This is a genomic window from Rhodococcus sp. NPDC019647 (genome assembly GCF_044389235.1).
In the GTDB taxonomy this organism is placed as follows: domain Bacteria; phylum Actinomycetota; class Actinomycetes; order Mycobacteriales; family Mycobacteriaceae; genus Rhodococcus_F; species Rhodococcus_F oxybenzonivorans.
On the sequence record NZ_JBIRXS010000030.1, the window covers coordinates 22,806 to 44,506 of the forward strand.

11 protein-coding genes are annotated in these 21,701 nt (G+C 64.7%); 7 read left to right on the top strand and 4 right to left on the bottom strand.

The window, feature by feature from the left end:
• The first annotated feature begins 68 nt into the window (after positions 1 to 68).
• From ACH49N_RS32340 to ACH49N_RS32360, 5 genes are all read left to right on the top strand, one after another.
• Complete coding sequence (locus ACH49N_RS32340) at positions 69 to 1,472, top strand: hypothetical protein (protein ID WP_358276832.1); 1,404 nt, start codon at positions 69 to 71, stop codon at positions 1,470 to 1,472.
• A 12-nt stretch (positions 1,473 to 1,484) separates the two neighbouring features.
• Positions 1,485 to 4,454 carry a CHAT domain-containing protein gene (locus tag ACH49N_RS32345; protein WP_358276833.1) on the top strand — a complete coding sequence of 990 codons (2,970 nt, stop codon included), beginning with the start codon at positions 1,485 to 1,487 and terminating at the stop codon, positions 4,452 to 4,454.
• Positions 4,455 to 4,528: 74 nt separating this feature from the next.
• Positions 4,529 to 6,562, top strand: a complete 2,034-nt coding sequence (locus ACH49N_RS32350; RefSeq protein WP_397504853.1) for a DNA/RNA non-specific endonuclease — start codon at positions 4,529 to 4,531, stop codon at positions 6,560 to 6,562.
• Between the two features lie 163 nt (positions 6,563 to 6,725).
• Complete coding sequence (locus ACH49N_RS32355) at positions 6,726 to 9,845, top strand: DUF4185 domain-containing protein (RefSeq protein ID WP_358276835.1); 3,120 nt, start codon at positions 6,726 to 6,728, stop codon at positions 9,843 to 9,845.
• Between the two features lie 79 nt (positions 9,846 to 9,924).
• Entirely contained in the window at positions 9,925 to 12,492 is a 2,568-nt protein-coding gene (locus ACH49N_RS32360; RefSeq protein WP_358276836.1) for a LuxR C-terminal-related transcriptional regulator, read from the top strand.
• Here the strand turns inward: ACH49N_RS32360 and ACH49N_RS32365 are convergent.
• The 4 genes from ACH49N_RS32365 to ACH49N_RS32380 form a co-directional block, all read right to left on the bottom strand.
• The gene (locus tag ACH49N_RS32365) at positions 12,489 to 15,086 is read right to left on the bottom strand and encodes a helix-turn-helix transcriptional regulator (protein WP_358276837.1); all 2,598 of its coding nucleotides are present in this window, start codon (positions 15,084 to 15,086) and stop codon (positions 12,489 to 12,491) included. The two genes, ACH49N_RS32360 and ACH49N_RS32365, sit on opposite strands and share 4 nt — an antisense overlap.
• 77 nt (positions 15,087 to 15,163) lie before the next feature.
• Complete coding sequence (locus ACH49N_RS32370) at positions 15,164 to 15,691, bottom strand: hypothetical protein (RefSeq protein ID WP_159924594.1); 528 nt, start codon at positions 15,689 to 15,691, stop codon at positions 15,164 to 15,166.
• A 40-nt stretch (positions 15,692 to 15,731) separates the two neighbouring features.
• Complete coding sequence (locus ACH49N_RS32375) at positions 15,732 to 18,602, bottom strand: TIR domain-containing protein (RefSeq protein ID WP_358276838.1); 2,871 nt, start codon at positions 18,600 to 18,602, stop codon at positions 15,732 to 15,734.
• A gap of 214 nt (positions 18,603 to 18,816) precedes the next feature.
• Positions 18,817 to 18,972, bottom strand: coding sequence for a hypothetical protein (locus ACH49N_RS32380; protein ID WP_358276839.1), 156 nt, complete (start codon positions 18,970 to 18,972; stop codon positions 18,817 to 18,819).
• A gap of 526 nt (positions 18,973 to 19,498) precedes the next feature.
• Between ACH49N_RS32380 and ACH49N_RS32385 the strand changes: the two genes are divergently transcribed.
• Positions 19,499 to 20,974, top strand: coding sequence for an MFS transporter (locus ACH49N_RS32385; protein ID WP_358276840.1), 1,476 nt, complete (start codon positions 19,499 to 19,501; stop codon positions 20,972 to 20,974).
• Positions 20,971 to 21,615, top strand: a complete 645-nt coding sequence (locus tag ACH49N_RS32390) for a TetR/AcrR family transcriptional regulator (RefSeq protein ID WP_358276841.1) — start codon at positions 20,971 to 20,973, stop codon at positions 21,613 to 21,615. The genes ACH49N_RS32385 and ACH49N_RS32390 overlap by 4 nt, the downstream gene beginning before the upstream one ends.
• Positions 21,616 to 21,701: the final 86 nt, after the last annotated feature.

Below are 21,701 nucleotides of genomic sequence, written 5' to 3' on the forward strand. Positions count from 1 at the left end.
CTCCCTCGCGGACCTGAGAACACTGGGGTCGGAACGGACCGTTGCCGGTGTTCGGTGTGGAGGCCGCCATGAAAGATGTCGTTGTGTTGATACCAGGGATCACTGGATCGGTTCTGGCACGAGACGGCAAGGAGGTGTGGGCGTCGACTCCAGGGGCTGCGCTGCGGGGAGTGCTCTCGCTCGGCAACAACATCAAGCGGTTGCAGCTCGACGGGGACGATCCAGAGGTCGACGATCTCGGCGACGGTGTGGTAGCGACCCGGGTGATGCCGGACTTCCATGTACTTCCGGGCTTGGATTGGAAGATCGACGGCTACACCAAGTTCCGCGTTGATTTGGTGCGCCGGTTCGGGGTGGTACCGGGCGAGAATTACTTCGAGCTTCCGTATGACTGGCGACGTGACAATCGGGTGGCAGCCCGCAAGCTGGCGCGGCAAGCTCACGGATGGTTGACGCGCTGGCGGGAGAAGTCGGGCAATCCCGATGCACAGTTGATCCTCGTGGGTCACTCCATGGGTGGCATCGTTGCCCGCCTCTACCTCGAATTGCTCGAGGGGTGGAAGGACACCCGGACACTCATCACGTTCGGCACGCCGTACTCCGGGTCGATCAACGCGCTCGAGTTTCTCGTCAACGGATTCCGCAAAGGATGGGGCCCGTTCACCGTCGATCTCGGCAACCTCATTGGTTCCTTCACCTCCGCCTATCAGCTGCTGCCGTCCTATCGATGTCTCGAAGGCCCGAATGCGTCGTGGTCGAACCTGGACGACAAGATGGACGACTGGACGGGGACCGGGCTGGACGCCGCCCGCATGAAGGACGCGGTGACGCTGCACCGGCAGCTGCGCACTCAGGTGCAGGAGCGACTCGAAGCAGACAGGGACGAGGGCTACGACATCCGTCCCATCATCGGCGACTTCCAGCGCACACACTGGGCTGCCCGGTTGATGGACGGAAAGATCGTATCGCTGCCCGTGCGCGGACCGGGCGAAAGCGGCGGCGACGGCACAGTGCCGAAATTGTCGGCGACCCCACCCGAACTTATGAAGGGGTGGAAGAACGCCGCCTTCTTCAGCCAGAAACATGCCTCGCTGCAGAACGACGACCCGGTGCTCGACCACGTCGGCGGGGTATTGAGCATTGCAGTGATCACCCCGCCGAACGTATTTCCTGCGGTGAGCGAATCGGTGTCGCTCGAAGTCGACGACGTGACGACCGCCGAACCACTGGTGATCCGTGCGCGGACCGACGACCCAGGCGCCGAACTCGTCGCACATGTCGAGCCGGCCATCGGCGGGCCGGTCCGGGAATATCGGCTCTCGACGTCAGCCGACGGTTGGCAGCAGGCAACTGTCGAGGACCTCGCAGCTCAGGACTACCGCATCACGGTCAGTGCCCCGGGAGTGCATCCCGTCACGGACCTGGTGAGCGTTGTCGACTTGGACGAGGTAGCACGGACAGCGGATATGTAGGAGCTGGAAAGCATGATTCCGCTATCGAGGCGCAGTTTCGAAGAGCTGGAAATCAGTGTCCTTGAAGCCGGGGACCACGTGTGGCTCTCGGCGAGATCCCCGCAGGGTTCGGTATTCGCGGTGAAACGGCCCCTGCCCGAGTGGAAGCTACCCCGCGATGTCACCGGCAGGCCGGTGGACGAACCAGGTGAATGGCTCACCGATGCTGTCCGGCACGCTCGCCCGGACGCCGGCCCCGAAGCGCTCGAGGTGGGGAAGGTGCTGACGGACCTGGTGTTCGGTGTGCCGGAGATCGTCACGCTTCTGCAGCAGACACGTGGCACGGCAGGGACCGCGGGGTACCAGTTGCTCATTCGGATACTGGCGGCGCCGAACCGGATCGCCGCATGGCCGTGGGAGTTGTTACTGGACCCCCAGCGCCCTGAACGGTTTCTGTCCATGGCGCGGGATGTCCACGTGGTGCGGTCGGGACGATCGCGCACCTACCCGATCCGGCAAGCGCCGATCGATCCACCACTCAATCTGTTGCTGGTCATGTCGAGTCCGCTTCGATCGGGCCCGGACGAGTCCGAGGCACCGTTCGACCTCTATGCTGAAAAGCGCAGTTTGCTGACGGAGTTGCAGCCGATGGTCGATCGAGGCCTGTTGCGTGTGGTGGTGGAGGATCGCCCCTCGGTCGAGCGTCTGCGCACTCGTATGGGGATGCAACGCCGCGGCTTTCATCTGTTCCACTACCTCGGGCATGCCAATCCTTACGGACTCAAGCTGGAACGCCGAAACGGTCGTGGAACACTTCTGCCGAGCCAAGAATTCGCCCTTTTGCTACAACAGCTTCCGGATCTCCGACTCGCTGTTTTCGCGGGATGTGAGACGGCACGCGCGCCGGGTGTCTCGGCGGCGGACGAAACGTGGCCGGGCCAGCTGTCTTCGGCGGACTACTGCGTGCGGGACGCGTGTCCGATGGTAATCGGCATGCAAGCCGTGCTGCCCTTCGGGACCGAGCGACTCTTCACCCGCTTCTTCTATCAGGGACTTACCGCCGGGCAATCCGTCGCCGAGGCACTGCGTTTGGCGCGTCTCGCGATCAACGGCGACGAGAACAGCGGTGACCCTCTGCTGAACTGGGCCGTGCCCTGCCTATTCGTCGGCGGAAGCGATCCCGGTGCGGTCCTCGACCCAGACGCGAAGGCTCGGCCGCGGCCCGCACAGCGCAAGGTCAGTCGCCACCTGGGCGTACGTCAAGGTGAACTGCGCTTCATCTCCCGGCTCACCGAGTTGCGTGAGGCCGTGGACGTGTTGTCCGGGAACACTTCGGCGCGGCTTCTGCAGGTGGTCGGCATGCCGGCGACTGGGAAGACCTCACTTCTCGACCGGGTACTCGAGGAACTCGATCCGGACATCGCGCAGCTCTTCATCAGCGCCAAGCGTCTCCTCGCGGAACCCGACCCGGTCCGCGAACTGGCCTGCCTCGTCAAGGAACTGATCGACGGCAAAGGGCTTCGAGCGGTGTCGGCGGGTAGGTTCAGCGCCGACGACTGGTGGGAACGGTTGATCGGGGACCTCGGGGCCGTGCCGGCCGCGATCGTGATCGACGATGCGGACGTGCTCGCAGGCGATTCCGCCGGCGCATCTGACCTCTTGAACGCACTCGTCACCCTCACCGGACGACGCGGCCGCGCACGGTTGGCGGTGGCCAGCACAAGCGATCTCGATCAACTGACGCAGTCGCTGCGACCGTCCGAAGTGCGCACGATTCGCCTCGAGGCACTCTCCTGGCCCGAGGTGTGGCAATGGATCCGCCGCAATCTGCCGACACTCACTCGCTTCTCCGAGACGGAACTGTCGAAACTGTACGGCCAACTGCGCCACCTCGAACTGTGGGAACAACTGGCCGATCTGGTTGGCCAGAGCAATTCGTTCGATGCGGACGATCTGCCGGTCCTCGTCAAGCAAGTCGCGGTTCCACCCGGGAAGGTTCCTACGGCAGCGGCGATCGGCAGCGACTTCTTCGGGACGTCGACCGAACTCGAATCCGACGTAGAACGACTGTCACCCGCGACTCCGGTGATGCGCCCATTGCAGCTGGCGGTCGCCGGGCCGTTCACTGCCCGGCGCCGTCAGGAGGTCGCCGTCGCGCTCACCCAGTGTGCCATCAACCAGGGGGTACCCGGGCGGGTCGTCGCCGGTGAAACAGGAGTCGATGAATCTGCTCTTGCCGAACTGCTGTCACACGAATTGGCGTTTACGAACGGCGAGCCGTCGGAGCGCGAAGTCTGTCTGTGGTTGGAAGAGGCGGGGCGAGCGGGAGCCGACATCATCGTCCTCGACTACGGGAACGCGGAGCCGACCGACACCCAGAACACGATCATCGCCGATCTGGTCAGAGAGGGTCGACTGGTGATCGCATCAGGTGATCACTCGGACGAACCCAGCTTCCCTGCGTGGAGCACCGACGCACTTGCGGTCGGTGCGGTCGAGGATGACGGCTCCCTCACCCACGAGACGCCGTACTTCTCCCGAGAGGGCAAGCCGGACATCTACGCGCCGAGAACCATCTCCGGGACCACCTGCGAAGAGATTGTCGATGAACCGGAAATGGAGGGGACGACCTTCGCCGCGCTGTACGTGGCTGCCGCTGCCATGCTGGTGTGGGCCACCGACCGGAATCTGACGGCCTCCGAGGTCCGTGCGCTGCTGCTGGACACGGCAGTCCCGATACCGGCGGGGCGTGGTGAGTCCGCAAAGCGGCTGGACATGGAAGCTGCACTGGATCGAGCCCGCCGCAGGCTCATCGTCGGCGCGCTGGGGTCGGAGGCGCTCGAACTCGGGCAACTACTCGCCGAAACGCCGATCCGCCCAGAATTGGCGGTACCGATCCTCGACGCCCTCGTGGCCGAGGGCGGTGCCGTCCGCAAGGTGGTCCGCAACGGTGTCGAGCAGTTCGAGCGTAGCGATTCCGCGGTGACGCCGAAATATGAGTAGCGGACCACTCATGACTGCCGTGCCGCACGGGACAAGGCTGGTAGCAACCGCCCAGTACTACCCGAGGAAGAATGATGACCACCGTCAACAGTATGGGAAGACCTCGAGTTCGACTCGGTTCGCCCGCAAAGACATTCGCGACCGAGAAACAGCGGCAGGCCGAAGCGGCCGAGCGCCGCGCACGGGAGAGGGCCGCGCAGAGACGCGATCATGTGGATGCGCTTGCCGGTCGCGGTGGAATCGCGGCCGTCGAGACTCCCGAACGAATCGCCAAACGCCTGGATCGGCTCACCCGCTATTACACAGGCGAGGACGTACCGCAGGCGACCCCCACCGCAGCGTCGGGTGTCCTCGTGGAAGAGGCGCTCGACCGGGTGAGCGAGTGGGTGGATAGTGACGCCTCGGCCGATCAGGTGCTGGAAAAAATCATCAACACCTCCGATTTCGTGGGAGTGCGCTATCTCGATGCCGGGGTGGCAGCGGCACGGTCGATCGGAAGGGTGAACATCCGCGATTCCCGGGGAAACCTGCAGGGCTACGGCACCGGCTTTCTCGTTTCGCCGACCTTGCTTCTGACGAATCACCATGTGCTGCCGAGCGCCGAAACAGCACGCAGCAGCGTAATCGAGTTCGATTATCAGGACGGTATCGACGGCAACCCGCTTCCGGTGCAGGTCTTCCCGCTGGATCCGAGCCGGTTCTTCCTCGCCAATCGGGAGCGCGACTTCGCCTTGGTGGCGGTTCGGGCACCTGCGCCGGTTCTCGCCCAGTTCGGATTCAACCGGCTGTTCGCAGCTGAGGGCAAGGCCGTCATCGGAGAGTTCGTAACCATCGTGCAGCATCCGCGCGGAGACAAGAAGCAAATTGCCTTGCGGGAGAATCGCATCGTCGATATTCCCGAACGATTCCTGCACTATTCGGCGGACACCGAACCGGGCTCCTCAGGCTCGCCGGTGTTCAACGACCAGTGGGAGGTAGTTGCGCTCCACCACGCGAGCGTACGAGCACCGCAGCACACCGAGTTCGGTGGGATCCTCAACGAGGGGGTGCGGATCAGCCGCATCATGAAGTTCGTCGCCGACCAGGACATGCCGCGGAACTGGCGCGCTCTCGTCGACGAGATCGTCAGCGCGGAGCAGGAATTAGCGACACCCTCTTCATCGCCCCGGCAAGACGTGGTGCCCAGGGAGGAAATCACCGTGCGCGTTCCGTTGGAGATTACTGTCCGCCTCGGTTCCGCCGAACCTCGCAGGGCCGCCGGCGGTGAGCCTGTTGACTCCGAAGCAATTTCGATCGACCCCGACTACAGCAACCGTCGTGGTTACGACCCGTGGTTTTTACGAGTTCATCTACCCTTGCCGGTGCCCGGCCCGCACGTCGCTTCGATTGCGTCCGAAGAGCTCCGCTACCACCACTTCAGCGTAGTCATGCACACAGAGCGGGCTCTTGCGCTGTTCACGGCTGTGAACATCGACGGCCGGCAGTCGCAGAATCCGAAGCGGGACCGTGACCGCTGGATTCTCGACCCTCGGCTCCCGGCACGCCAACAAACCGGTGAGCGTGTGTACGAGGACAACCCGCTCGACCGTGGGCACCTCGTGCGCCGACTGGACCCCGCCTGGGGCCCGAATGCGAAGACGGCAAACGACGATACGTTCCACTTCACGAACTGCACTCCGCAGCACCACGACTTCAACGCGGGCAGGACGCTGTGGCTCGGACTCGAAGATTACGTGCTGAAGAACGCCGACAACGCCGATCTTGCCGTGAGCGTCCTGACGGGTCCGGTGCTCGCCGCCGACGATCCCCGCTACCGTGGGGTGGCGCTGCCGCGTCAGTTCTGGAAGACCGTGGCGATGGCCAAGCGAGACGGCGGCCTCTCGGTTACCGGCTACCTGCTCACTCAGGCGGCACTGCTCGACGAGTTCACGGAAGGGGAGGAGTCGTTCTCCTACGGCGCGTATCGCACGTTTCAGGTTCCGGTCCGGAGGATCACCCAGTTGACCGGGCTCGACCTCGATGCCTACGTGGCGGCTGATCCACTCGAACAGGTCGAGGGCACCACTCTGCCCCGTGAATTGATCCGCCTCCAGGACCTCATCCTCTGACGTCGATGACAACTGGCTCGCGAATCGAGTACCGGACTACTCACGACGAACCCACACGGCAGGGGAGAGGATCGAACTATTCAGCGCAGTGGGGTGATTGGTCCGACATGGAGCACCCCGGCGTTGTCGCGGACCGCAGTTCCATCTCACTGGTGAGGAAATCATGAATCGCTACCATCCGTTGGCCCCCGGAACCTACACCGGCGTGAGCAGCGGCTACCGAACCCCGGACCGGCCGGATCATCGCGGCGTCGATATCGCCGCGAACAACGGCACGCCCATCTATGCACCGACAGACGGCACCATCGCCCATGTGGGAATCGACGACGACCCTCAGGGCTACGGCTCCTGGCTGGTGATCGACTCCCAGAATCAATGGGGTTTGGATTTCACGTTCGGCCACACGCCGCCATCGTCGTTCATCAACCCACACACTGGGGAACAGTGGAAGTTCGGCGATCCAGTGCACGCGGGTGAGCAGATAGCCGTGGTCGGCTCGGAGGGTGGTTCGAGCGGCCCTCATCTGCATTTCGAGACATTCGGTGCGCCAGGCCGCTTCGGCGGACCCGATCTGGATCCCGACTCGACATGGCTGAAGGAAGCCAAAGATCCGCGTCAGGCGCCGAAGGACAACGGACACACCTCATTGGTAGGCAAGCTCCTGGTCGACTTCTCCGCTGGTGTTCCCACAGCTGCTCAGATCCAGTCGGGCGGATTCGCCGGTGCCATTCGGTACATCTCCGACCCGAGGGCGGGATGGATGCTCGGCAAACCGCTGCGGAGGGAGGAGGCCGACGCCCTGCGCGCACGCGGTATGGTCGTCGTCTCCAACTTCCAATTCGGCAAATCCGACTGGCTCGGTGGAGCGGAGCAGGGTCGACGGGATGCTGAGCGGGGGATACAGATTCACCGTGAGGCCGGTGGCCCCGAGACGGCGGCAATCTATGTGTCGGTGGATGCGTCGCCCAGCGAGGAACAGTGGAATACGCTGGTTCGCCCTTACCTGCTCGCGTGGCAGGAACGGCTCGGCAAGACCAGGATGGGTGTCTACTGCAACTACCCGACCATCGAGTGGGCGCTCCGCGACGGCATCGGCACCTATTTCTGGATGCACAATTGGGGCAGCAACGGTCGCGTCCACCCCGCGGCGCACCTGCACCAATTCGAGATCGACAAGCAGAAGGTGGGAGGCGTCGGCATCGACCGGAACCGTATCCTCAAAGAGCAATTCGGCCAGTGGGACGGTGTCGCCGCAGACGTTCCGACCCCGGTCGTCGAACCAGCGCAACCGCAGCCGGTCACGTCGCCCACTGGATACCCGATCACGTGGTACGGAGGCCCAGGGTACGACACCGGTCACGGCGCATATCTGCGGATCTATCTGCACACCACCGAGAACCAGGACTGGGTGGCCCGCGCCGAGAATGTTGCCAACTACCAGGCCGGAGCGCAGAACGGCAGCTACCACTACCTGATCGACGACCACCACATCATCAACACCGTCAGCACCAAGAACACCGCTTGGGGCGTGCTCAGCGACAACCGTGTCAGCGTCCAGATCGCGATGGTGGGCACTTCGGGAAGCACTGAAACCTGGAGTGGCGGTAATCCGAACCGCGAGGAACGCCCCAAGTCGCGCGAGCAGTGGCTCGCTCACACGAAGATGCTCGACATGGTGGCTTTCGTCATCGCCAAGGTCGCCACGGAGTACGACATTCCGATCGAGCGCGTCGACATCGGCGGGGTGGGCCACAACCGCAGGGGAGTGAGCAGCCACAACAACTACACGTACGGTTCGCGCGTTCTCAAAGGTTTCAAGGATGGAACGCACTGGGACGTCCCCGACACCTTTCCCTATGACGTCGTGCTGACCGCGGCGAAGCGGTACGCGGGACTACCCGAAGATCCCGATCGCTTTCCGCTACCGCCCGGTCACTACTGGGGGCCGCTGGACGGGCCCACCGAATCGTGGTCGAACACCTTCGGCAACGAACCGCAGTCCTCGAAAGACGGCCTGAAGCGCTGGCAGCAGACCATCGGGATTCCCGGCACCAGCCTTTTCGACAAGGCCACCAAAGATGTTGCGACGCGAATGCAGCAGCTGTGGGGATGGCCGGTCACGGGGAACGTCTATGAGGGTGAATGGAACGAAGTCATCCATAACGGGTGGCGGTTGCCGGCACCGGAACCACCCCGGCCGGCGGTACCGATCGAGGCCGGGCCCAACGTGCACCACTCCAAGAAGATCAAGGAGGTGACGGGTCCCGGGCTGACCGACAGGTTCGGCATGGCCGCAACCGATCTCGGCGTGATGGCACGCACACCGTCGGGACGAATGCTGGCAATATTCGGCGACACCTTCCGTGGACCCCGAGTAGGTGACGGTGACTGGCGTTCGCCGGTAGCGCTGTTCTCCGACACCAAGAAGCTCGACGAGGGAATCGTGTGGAGTGAGGCCGCCGGCGGCGATCCCCGATATGCGCGACAGCTCTGGGACTACCAACACGACAATCCGTTCTTCTCGACAGTTCTCCCGTCCGACGTCGTCACCATCGGTGACACGATGTACCTGCATGCCATGGTCAACAAGGGCCTCGGCAACGTCGTCTGGACCGAAATCTGGAAGTCGACCGACGACGGACACACGTGGCAGCACACCGGGGCGAAATTCGATGCGGGGATCCACCGCGGACTTGCCCAGCTCTGGACGTGGGATGCTCCCGGGGACGGATGGGTCTACGTGTTCTCCACCGGCTTCCAGCGCGACAAACCGCTGATCCTCCGGCGTGTGCGCGAGGACAGGATCACCGACCGGAATGCGTACGAGGGGTGGGGTTGGAAGGACGGCGCGTGGCGCTGGGGCAACGAGCCGACCCCGGTGCTGGAGCGAGCGCACTCAGCCGCCAAGTTCGGTGAAATGTGTCTGCGGGCAATCCAGGGAAAGTGGGTACTCGTCACGTTCGACAGCTCCGACGCGGGCGGCTACGACATCGACGTGCGTGTGTTCTCCAAGATCACCGACAACCTCTACGAGGCACACAAGAGCACAGCCTTGCGCGGGGTCGGCTGGGGACAGGAGGGAGACGATGCGGTGGCCCAACTCTACGGTCCGTCGATCGTCCCCGGATCGAAGTTGGACGGCGGGTTCCATATCTTCGTGAGTCAGTGGAAGACGGAGGGCCCCGACAAGGGATGGCCGTACAGGGTGCTGCAGTTCAAGATCCCCGTGTCGAGCCCCGGGTTCCGTGACGACGGGGGCGTCAACCCTCACGACGGCCGGTAGCGCGTTGCCTCCCGATCTGCGGATCGGGAGGCAACCCACCTCCTTCCCCCGCGCTTCTGCCGCACCTAGACTGTGTTTCATGGTTCTGACGTGGCCATCCATCCCGCGGGGGCCCGAGATCAGCGCCCTCGCGCGGGATTCGACGCGCGGTATCGTCATCGTCGGCGCGGTTGGGGTGGGAAAAACCAGCTTGGCGCAGAAGATCGTGTGCGAGCGTGACTGCGAGGCAGTCTGGGTCGTCGGGGCGGACTCGTTGCGCGGCGTCCCGCTGGGCGCATTCGCTTCGGTGGTGAATATCGGTGCGGCACCGGATCCCGACACCGCACTCACGAGCGCTGTGATCGCACTCCGGGGATGCACGGCAACCCTTGTCGTCGACGATGCGGACCGGCTCGATCCGCTGTCCACCACTCTGCTCCGATGTCTGATCGACGATGGGAGTGTTCGACTCGTCGTGACGCTCGGCGGCCGTGGATCACGCCCGAGTACCGCGCTTCTCCCCGACGCCGTCCTGCATCGAGTCGAACTCGACGCGTTCACTTGTGACGAAGCGGTGCGGGTGATCGAAACTGCTCTCGGCGGGCCGATGGACGACGTCGGCGCGCAATGGTTGTGGAATATGTCGGAGGGGAACCCGCTCTACCTACGGCATCTCGTCGAAGGGTCATGGAAGTCCGGCCTGTTCGAGCGATCCGACGGCGTGTGGAGGTTGCGATCGCGGCCCGTTGTCAGCACGGAGTTGGCATCGCTGCTCGGGTCGCGGTTGCGGAACGTGCCTCCCGACGTGCTCGACGCGCTTCAGCTGGTGGCTCTGGAAGAGGGCATCCACGTCGACGTCCTCCAGCGCGCCACGTCACCTGACGCCGTCGCTGCCGCACATTGCAGCGGACTTCTGCGGTTTCGCTCCGAGGGCCTGGGCTGCGCCGCGACACTCAGCCATCCGATCCTGGGGGAAGTGCTGCGTGAGCAGACGGGCGTGCTGGCCGCCCGCGTACTGCGAGGACGGATTGTGCGCGCCCACCTTGCAAGTGATTCGCCGGGCGACACGTTGCGGCTGGCGACGCTCGCGCTCGACAGTGACGGCGAGATCGATGTCGCTCGAACGGTCGAGGCGGCCGAATCCGCGCTCGACCTGTGTGAGTATGCGCTCGCCGAGCGCCTCGCCCAGGCGGCCCTGTCCCGAGGAGGCGGAATCAGAGCGGCCATGGTCGCGGCACGGGCGATGACGTGGCAAGGACGGGTGAACGATGCCGACACGCTGCTCGCGGCCGTTGATCCTGCGGAGATGTCCGAGGCGGAATCGCTCACCTGGGGGATGTGGCGTGCCACGGCCTTGTTTTTCGCGGACCGTGAGGCCGCCGCGCGGGAGAAGCTGGCCGACATGCGTGCTCGCGTGACGGGCCGCCACGGACGGGACGTCGTCACATCCGTGGAGTTGACCTTCGACTTCTTCGCCAAGGACGTGCCGCGATCGCTCGAATTGACTCGCGACCTATTCGGGCCCGGCGAAGGGACGCCGCCGGCTTTGGCGCTCGCAGCGTCCATCGGTGGCGCAGCGCTGGCGCGAGCGGGTAGCACAGATCAGGTCCGAGGTGTCACCACGCGTGGTGCGGAGGCGGCAAAAGAGGTGGGATTCATGCTCGGGCACATGCAGATCGGTGTTGCCGAGGTCTTCGCCGCCACCGTATCGGGACAGCTCGACACCCTCGATTCGGTGCTCGAACGCTACGTGCCCACCCACCAAGGCAGAGCAAACTGGGTGGTCGACATGTACATTCGCGGGCTTGCTCATCTCGCAGTGGGTCGTGCGGCCGACGCAGAGGATCAGTTCCGGCGCGGTCGGGCCGCGGCGTTGGACGGGGGACCCCCGATCTGGCTGACGTTGAGTGTAATCGGACTGTGTCAAGCTCTGGGCATGCAGGAGCGGACCGATGATGCCACCGAAGCGCTTGCTGCTGCGGAGTCGTCGTTCGGTGCCCACATGGCGTCGTTCGAACCCGATCTGTTGCTCGCACGCGCCTGGATGCTGGCGGCGCGTGGCGAGCATCGTGAGGCAATCGCGGCCGCACGCAAGGCTGCGAGGCGGGCTCACGCCGGGTCGATGTTCGGTGTCGAGACGGTGGCGTTGCATACCTCGGTCCGATTCGGAGACCGATCCGCCACGGGCCGACTGCGGGCACTGACCCATTCGGTGGACGGTCCCTTGGTGCGCGTGGCTGCTGCTCAGGCACACAGCTTCGGTGTGCGGGACGGTCACGGATTAGACCGCGTCGCAACGGAGTTCGAAAGGATGCACGCCTACCTACTCGCAGCTGATGCGGCCGCGCAGGCTGCAATCGTACATCGGCGGCATGGTGACGATGCCAGTCGGCAGTTGTCGACGGCAGCAGCCCGTAGACTCGCCGGCCTGTGCCCCGGTGCGAAGACACCCGCGTTACGTGCTCTCGATAGTCCTACGTGGCTGACACCTCGTGAAGTCGGCATCGCCGCGCTCGTCGTGATCGGTATGACCAACCGGGAGATCGCCCAACGATTGACGTTGTCGGTACGCACCGTCGAAGGTCACGTGTATCGGATGTCCACAAAACTCGACGTCGACAATCGGAAATCCTTGGTGTGCAGGCTCATGATCGACCCCGACGCCTAGCGGCAGGTCCCCATCGCGACAGTCTCGGCCATCTCTTCTCGATCGCGGACATCGAGTTTCATCAGCACGTGGTAGACGTGTCCCTCGACTGTGCGTGCAGATACACCCAGTCGTTGAGCGATTTCCTTGTTCGTGAGCTCGCCGGCTGCAAGTGCAGCGACGGCCCTTTCACGGGGTGTCAGCGGTAGCGGGGCCGCCGATGCGAATATCGCGGGGGTCCAGGCGTCGTCACACTTCTGCGCCAGTGCGTACGCCCGCGTGGAGGAGCGGAGTTCGTCGCGGCGATTACCGGCATGACGGTATGCCCCCGCAGCGTGTGCGTAGGCGTCCGCAGCCAGAAGAGAGGCACCCAGGGATTCGAATTCCCCGGCAGCAGCGACCAATCGATCACCGTCAGAGTCGGCGAGAGCGGACGCGTGGACCACCATCGGGCCGATCAGCAGCCCGTCGACGGCAGTCGAGAGGGCGTGCAGCTGAACGGCCGAAGCGCTGTCCCCGAACCGGACGGCCGTATGCGCTGCCTCCGCGGCAACGGCGAGAAGACCCGCCTCCTCCGCTTCGGCGGCAGCACCACGTGCCAAGCCGATCGCGCGGCCGAGGTTACCGGAAGCGGCCGAGATCCAGGCTCGCGAGATCTCAACGTCGGATCGGTAGAGATGTCGGTGTTCGCCCAAGGACGTCTCGGCCTGCTCGAACGCGCACACCGCCTCCGGGGTCCGTCCCGTGACAGTAAGGACCCGGGTCAGGAGAAGGTTGGTGACGACGCGTCGCTCGGGACTGGATGTGTGAAGGACCGCTGCGGCCTCCGTCAATCTCTTGTGTGCGTCACCGATTCGCCCCCGGGCCAAGTCGAGTTTCCCGACCAGCGCGTTGATGCCGAACCAAGCGGCGTCGTGGTGTCGCGCCAGCTCGAGGCAGCGGGCGGCAACCAGTTCTGCCTCAGCGAATCGACCTGTGTAGATGAGAGCCGTGATATGACCATGGCCGATGGAGAACCGCAGCACAGCTGTGTCGGGTTGAGTGAGGGGGAGCGATTCATCGGCCAGGGAGGCCGCCTCGTCTCCGTGTCCCATCATCGCGAGACCCATGCAGCTCGCGCTCGCCGCCCACATTTTCGCGGCTGACGGAGCGTTCGGAGAGTGGCGAACCCGAGCTGCGGCCTCCGTTGCTGAGACCACCCGGCCGGCCGAGACGTCGATGGCCGCGCGCGCCGCCTCCACACAGTGGCGTCCTGCTGGACTGGCGACATGTGCGTAGGCAGTTCTCAGGATCCTGTATGCGCTGGGGAGCGCGTCGAGGTTCCAGAACAGGTTTCCCGCCCTCAGCACTGCCCACCGGGTGTAGTCGGATTCCGGCCTGTTCACCGGATCGAGTGAGGCCAGCATTTGTTCCGCCTCGCCGCCTCGGTCCGTCCACGCCAGTGCGCCTGCGCGAAGGAGTTGAGCCCGGAAGCCGGCGCCCTCGGCCGAGGCTGCGCGAGCGAGTTCTTCTGCGCTCGCGAAGGAGCAGAGCGCAGTCGCGTCCGCGGCAGCCGCGGTGAGCGACTGCGGACTTCGATGATGGTCGGTACCGATGGAGAGTTCAGCAGCCCGAATGCGTGTGAGCGGTTCCCTGGCGTCCGCGCCGAGTAGGGCTGCGAGTTCCCCACGGATGCGGCGACCCTCCGCACCATCAACCTGCTGCCGCACAAGCTCCCCGAGGAAGGGGTGCGCCAGTCGCGCCACAACAATCCCGCCCTCTGTGCCGAAACGGACCAATCCGGTGCATTCGACCGCCAGCATCGAATCTGTGCTGGTCAGCGTCTCGAGAACTGCCACGTCGAGAGGTTCACCGAAGGCTACTACCGCCAGAGCTCGCTTGGCGGCCGCCGGTGCTGCTGCACACCGGTGACGCAGATGCAGTGCACATTCCTCGGTGATGGTGGGCTCGCCGCGCAGCTGCCAGATACCGTTGCAGCAGATCAGCCTGCCGTCGGCCAACGAACCCTCCACCAGGTGACGGAGAAAGCGGGGAATTCCCTGCGATGCCGCCGCGATCCGCGCCGAAGTCTTGCTGTCCACAGGGCCGCCGAGTGTGGCGATCAGGACGGTGTCGATCTCGTTACGGCCGAAGCAATCGAGGGTGACTCGGGAGAATCCGCGGTCCTTCCAGAGTGCCGAAATTGCCTCGGGGACCGGAACTCCCGTCTGGAGCGCGACTACCAGTGAGAGGGTGTGAGTGGTGGCGATCTGGTTCAGAATGGCGGCCGAGAGCGGGTCGAGCAGGTGGGCATCATCCACCACGATGGTCCCGTCCCTATTTTCATCTGTGACCGTCCGGCAGATTTTCGACAAGGTCACTGCCACATCCCAGGGGTCGGGGCTGTCGATCACGCGAGCGAAGGCCCCGAACGGAGTGCTACTCGTAGCCGCGTTGCCGGCCAGCCAGGTTGTCGGTCCAACACGAGACGTTAGAAATCCCGACAAAAGTGTCGTCTTTCCCGCGCCCGAGACACCGTCGACGATCACTCCCCGGGGGCCGGTGGCGCAGCCTATGGCCTCGGCGATCGCTTGTGCCTCCGCGCGCCTCTCGATCACCGGCCACGGCTGGTGCATACCAACGAGCCTAGTCGGTTTGTTTCCAGTCCGAAACTGGGCCGACCTCTGTGGAAGCCGGATCCGACGCAGCACACTCACGTGAAAGTGATGGCGAGAAATGCGGAGATGTAGGCAAGCCCGAAGAGAATCGGGATCCACTGCTCGATATGGGACAGGGGCCAGTACCGGGACCGGTCGTTCCCCTCACCCAAGGCCCACCATTCAGCACGCCAGAACGGCGAGGCCGGAAGGCGTTCCTCGAGGGCGCCGACGACCTGATATTTCGCACTGTTCAGGAGGCGGTAACTCCGAACCAGATAGAACCAGGCGAAACACTGACCGAGCACCGCGATCAGCGGGATCACCAGCCACCACGTCCTGTCCGGAAGTGAGATTTTTCCGAAGGCCGCCACGAGGGCGAAGATGCCGGTGTTGAGGCTCAGGAAAAACGAGTTGGTCAAGCCTCGTCGGGCGCTGATCCGGTCGGCCATCTCTACGTAGATCCGGTATTGATCGAGCACCGCGCTCTCATAGGGGATGGCGCGGCCATGAGATCCCGTCTTGCCTTGCGGGTCGTTCCAGAGTCGGTGGCACAGCTCGGATCGATGATCGTCGGCGTGCATCGTCTACCTCCTACCGGCATCGGCCGGATTGTGTGCGCCATCAGTTCCCGGTTGGGGTGTCGTCGGCGGGAATCGGAAGTCCGGGGCAGACTTCGACATAGTCGATGTCGGGGGAAACCCATTCGCGCCATTGCCGGTGGCTCATATTCGTGGTGAGCTTGGCGCATAGAGTGGCTGCCCAGTCTGCCGGTCTGATAGCCCATCGCCAGATTTTTCCATCGATACCGCCGGAGACAACCCACCGCCCGTCCGGGCTGAAAGCCAGACTGCGCACCATGTCTGTGTGTTCGCTCATGGGTGGGCCGATCGGCATGCGGGTGTCCGTGTCCCACAGTCGTACCGAGCGGTCGTAACCCGCGTAGGCGATGCGGCGGCTGTCTGGCGCGAACGCCACACTTGCAAGCGGACCCCCCTGTCCGTTCAGAGGTTCGCCGACCGGTTGCCGCGTATCGGGGTCCCACAGCCGGATGGTGCCGTCGATACCGCTGGAGGCGATTCGCTGCCCATCCGGGGCGAATCTCACCGTCGTGACCTCACCCTGGTGTCCGGTCATCGGTTCGCCGACACGTTGGCGGGTGTCGGGGTCCCACAGTCGAATCGTGCCGTCGTTGCCTCCGGAGGCGATCTGCCGCCCGTTCGGGGCGAACGCCACGCTCACCACTGCATCCTGGTGTCCGGTCATCGGTTCGCCGATGGGTTGGCGGGTGTCGGCGTCCCACAGTCGGATGGTGCCGTCGCTGCCGCCGGAGGCGATGCGCCACCCGTTCGGCGCGAACGCCACACTGATTACATGGCCCTGGTGTCCGGTCATCGGCTCGCCGATAGGTTGGCGGGTGTCCGCGTCCCACAGTTGCACGGTACCCGACTGGGCAGTCGTGCCATCCGACGCTGGGGCGAAGGTGCCAGAGACGATACGCCGCCCGTCCGGGGAGAACGCCACGCTCATCACCACGCCTTGTTCGGCCGTCAGTTCCCCGATCGGCGAACCGGTATCCGCGTCCCACAGCTGCAGGGTGCCGTCAGCACCTGCGGAGACGAAGCGGCGCCCGTCCGGGGCGAAGGCCACGCTCATCACCCGACCCTGGCCGGCTGAACCGATCTCGACATCCCATACCCGTACAGTGCCTTCGTCGCCGCCACCGGAGATGACCCGTCGGCCGTCGGAGCTGAAGGCCACCGAGACGACCCAACCCTCGTGTCCCGTCAAGGGTTTTCCGAGCGGAGCTCCGGTGTCGGCATCCCACTGCCGTACGGTGCCGTCGGCACCGCCTGAGACGATCCGTGCCTCGTCGGGAGCGAATGCCACACTCGCCACTGCACCCGCGTGTCCGGTCATGGGCTCGCCTATGGGTGCTCCGGTGTCGGCGTCCCACAGCCGGACGGTGCCGTCGGCACCGCCGGAGGCGACATGCTGCCCGTCCGGGGCGAATGCCACGCTCACGACCATGCCGTCATGCTCAGTCATGGGCGAGCCGAGCGGTGCACCGGTGTCTGTATCCCACACCCGGACGGCGCCGTGGACGGGTCCGCCCGAGCCGACGACGAGGCGTCGCCCGTCTCGGGCGAATGCCACGCTCCCAACCGCACCGTCATGCTCGGTCATGGGTGCGCTGAGCGGTGCTCCGGTGTTCGCGTCCCATACCTGAACTACGCCGCGATTGACCAAGCCGCTCGAAGTCATTTCAGTCGAGCCAGTGGCGATCCGCCTTCCGTCCGGACTGAACTCGAGGCTCGTCACCTCGCCCCGGTCCACGGTCATTGGCGCGCCGAGTGGTGCTCCACTGTCCGCGTCCCACACCCGCACCGTCGTGGCGCCACTAGATGCGATACGCCTCCCGTCCGGACTGAACATCACGATGGTCACCTCGCCCTGGTCTCCGGTCATGGGCGGGTCGATCGGCTTGCCGGTGTCGGCTTCCCACAGCCGTACGGTGCCGTCGACACCGCCGGTGACGATGCGCCGCTCGTCCGGTGAAAGCGCAATGTCCTTCACATCCGTTGTTGTGGTCTCGGCGATCTCGAGCAGCTCGTTCCGCGCGAGCACGGCGTCGAGCAGGGCGGCATCCTCAGGTTCGGAGCCGATCGACTGCGCGGCCAGTATCTGTTTCAGCGCGCGTGCGTCACCGCCGGGTCGGGCGCCGGCGAGCATGGACTGGCCTTCCGAGACCAGCCGCACGGCTATCGCCTGGTTCCGCTGGCGTATCGACTCCTGCCGTTGCACGAATGCGAGCGTCGCCGCGACGATCGCGAGGACAGTCAACAACACCAGGCCGGTGATGGCGGCTCGCCGTAGTCGCCGAAAGCGTCGTTGTTCGCGTAAATCCTCACCGGCCAGAGCGTATTTGGGCTTGCCATGGATGGGAGCGGCCAGATCGGTAATCTTCTCCCTGAACATCGGTGACGCGGGATCCCACGGCGCGTCCTCGGTGACGTCGACATAAAAGGGCTCAGCGGACAGAATTCCCGGCTGGGTCAGGACCGGCAGGGCCACATCGGACCGGTCCGGATCGAACCGTCCAGATGCCTCGTCCCAGGTCAGATGCCCGCCGGTAACGACGAACAACAGCCGGTCCGGTCCATGCCGCTCGAGCCAGTGGGTGACCTCCTTGTTCACCCAGCCCGACGCGACCGAATGGGGCGACAGCACCACGATCAGGTACCGGGCGCGGCCCATCGCCTCGGTCACCCTGCCCCACAGGTCGGGACTGGCGATCAGATCGGTGGCATCGCGAAATACCCGCAACGCGTGCAGCTGGCCCATTCGACGGCCGATGCGGTGCAGACCCTTCTGGATGCCGGCGGCGACCGGCCGATCATCGTGGGCGTAGGAGATGAAGGCGTCGTATTCGAACCGCTCTTCCTCTCCGCGGGCCTGCTGCTGCCGCGGAGCCTGCGCAGCCTGAGCACACATGGGTAATTCCTCCGCTCTCGAGCCGGTGCCGAGTCACGTGGACGGCACTATTCGAGCCTGGCGTAAACGAGCCCGGATATCGCGAGTAGTCGACTACTCGGCTTTCGCGGCGAGCTTGTCGATGGTGGGTTTCGCAAGGTCGTGACCAGCGGGATCTGGATCGGCGCAGTTGCGGTGCCCTGAATCCACAGTGGGGAGTGAGAACCCACCGCATTCATCCTCGGCGGCGTTTGGCGCGGGCGGCGAATTCGTCGAGGACGCGGACGACGTCCTCGGCTTGCCAGATCCGGTTTCGTCGTCCGTCGGTGATTTGGGTGAGGATTTCGGCGGCACTTCGTCTGGATCGTGGATCGATCGCGATGGCCGCCACGGAGCGAACGCTGCGGACAAGGCACGGTCCAACCCCGCGACCCGGACGGACTCGCGCAGCAGCAGCGCTCCCGACGACAAGATCAACGACTCGCGGCCGCGGTCGAGAACCAGACTCGGATAGCGGTTAGTCTTCCCCTGCCGAGCTCCTCTCTGAGTGGCAAACCTTGACCGTCGACAAGTCAAGAATCCACTACCAGGCAGGCACTTCCGTGATTTACACGCCCTCACCCGGTGTAGGACGAAATCCCGAGGTTGAGGGGCCTGCCGGGGGTCAGCGCGCAGCGATGCTCGCTCATCGCGCGTATCTGCGACGTGACTCGTCTGGACTCAGATCGCAGAACCACGCCTGCTAGGGCCACGTAGTCGACCCTCGTTGCGAAGCCTGAAACACCGCGCGGAAATAGTCGTCGCGCAGACGATGAAGCGCCTATGTGACGCTGCGCTCAGAGTAGGCAGATTGCGATTAGGGCTGCTAAGTTTTTCTATATGCGGAGTGAGCGCTCCGGTTGTGGTAGGGAGAATCTATGGAAACCGCTTCACGGCGGGCGCATTATCAGCTGACATTTGCGGTGCTGACTGTTGGTGTCGGTGCCTTTGCCCTGCTGCAGTCGCTGGTGATCCCGGTGCTGCCCACGCTCGAGGCGGCGCTGGGTACGACACAGGCCGACATCACGTGGGTGTTGACTGCCTACCTGTTGTCGGCGTCGATCTTCACTCCGGTGATGGGACGCCTCGGTGACATGCACGGCAAGAAGCGGGTGTTCGTGGTGGCCCTTGTTTCGCTGGCGGTGGGGTCAGTGCTGGCAGCCCTCGCCTCGTCGCTGTCGGTGATGATCGCCGCGCGGGTGATCCAGGGGATCGGTGGCGGGGTGTTGCCGTTGGCCTTCGGGATCATTCGTGACGAGTTCCCGGAGGAGAAGGTGGTGGGAGCGGTGGGCATGATCGCCGCGCTCACCGCTGTCGGCGCCGGTCTCGGCATCGTCCTCGCCGGTCCGATAGTGGCCGTGCTGGGTTATCACTGGCTTTTCTGGATTCCGCTGATCATGGTCGTGCTGGCGGGGTTGGCCGCGCAGATCCTGGTTCCCGAGTCGCGTGTTCGCACTGCCGGGAAGATCAACTGGCTCACCGCGCTGTTGCTGTCGGGGTGGCTGGTCGCGTTGTTGCTCGGGGTGAGTCAGGCGCCCGGGTGGGGGTGGGGTTCTCCGATCGTCGTCGGGCTGCTGGTGGCTGCCGCGGTGATCGTGGCGGTCTGGGTGACGGTGGAATCGCGGTCGGCGAATCCGCTGATCGACATGACGATGATGCGGATCCGCAGCGTCTGGGCCGCCAACCTGTTGGCGCTGCTGATGGGGGTCGGCATGTACGCCGCGTTCGGCTTTCTGCCGCAGTTTCTCCAGACACCCACGTCGGCCGGATACGGCTTCGGTGCGTCGCTTACCGAGTCGGGTCTGATGCTGCTGCCGGTGAGCGTGGGCATGTTCGCGCTCGGACTCGCCTCCGGCCGCTTGGCGGCACGGCTGGGTTCGAAAAATCTGCTGATCGCGGGGTCGATCGTCAGTGCGGTCGGGTACTTCGTGGTGGCGTTTCGGCACGAAACCGAGATAGACATTTACATCGCGATGTCGTTGGTTGGGATTGGTTTCGGTCTGGCCTTCTCGGCGATGTCGAATGTTGTCGTCGCCGCGGTGGTACCGGAACAGACCGGTGTCGCGAGCGGCATGAACGCGAACATCCGCACGATCGGCGGCGCGCTGGGGGCGGCCTGCATGGCCACCGTTGTCACCGCCGGGGCGTCCTCGTCGGGGGTTCCGCCGGAATCCGGCTACACCCACGGATTCATCATGCTGGGTGTGGCGGTGGGTCTCGGCGCGGTCGCGGCCCTGTTCATCCCGGCAATTCAGCGGAACACGAGCACCAATCTCGCGCAGTCGTCCGGGTTGCGACACCCGGAGCTCGCGATGGTCGCCGGGGGCACGCTGGTGGGCGAGGAATCCGAATGAGGTCAGATGTGAGCGTTCAGGGAAGTGGCAGGGCGCTGCGCCGCGACGCCGCGGAGAATCGGCAACGGCTCCTCGATGCGGCGGCGACCGTGTTCAGTGCGCGCGGCCTCGATGTCGGTGTCGACGAGATCGCCCGGGTCGCCGGCGTCGGCGTCGGCACCCTCTATCGCCGGTTCCCCACCAAGGATGCGTTGATCAGTGAACTGGTTCGCCAGGTGCTCGAGGACTTCGTGGCCCTGGCCCGGGATGCCCGTTCCGCGCCGGTGGGCGAGGGTCTGGAGCAGCTGCTCTACGGCAGCGGTGCCATCCTGGCGTCGAACCGCGGATGCCTGTCGCGTATGTGGAACGACGACCAGACCACAGTTCTGAGGAATGAATATCGTCGGATCCTGGTCGAGTTGCTGGCGCAGGCGAAGCGGCACGGCCGGATCCGCGAGGATGCCACGGACGCGGACCTGGATTTGGTTCTGTGGTCCGTACGCGGTGTCGTCGGAACGACCCGCGGCGTCACCGACACCGGGTGGCGGAGAATCCTGGCCGTGATGATCGCGGGATTGCGGCCCGGCGCAGAGACACTCGGAGTGCCACCGATGAACTCCGAGCATGTCGAGCACATCAAGGAACTGCTCGATACTCGATAACGGCCCTTGCGTCCGTTCCCGGCCGGGGTGCGCGGCGAAATCTTTCGTCGCAACGAACGCGAGGTGAAACTCCGTTCACCCCGTGG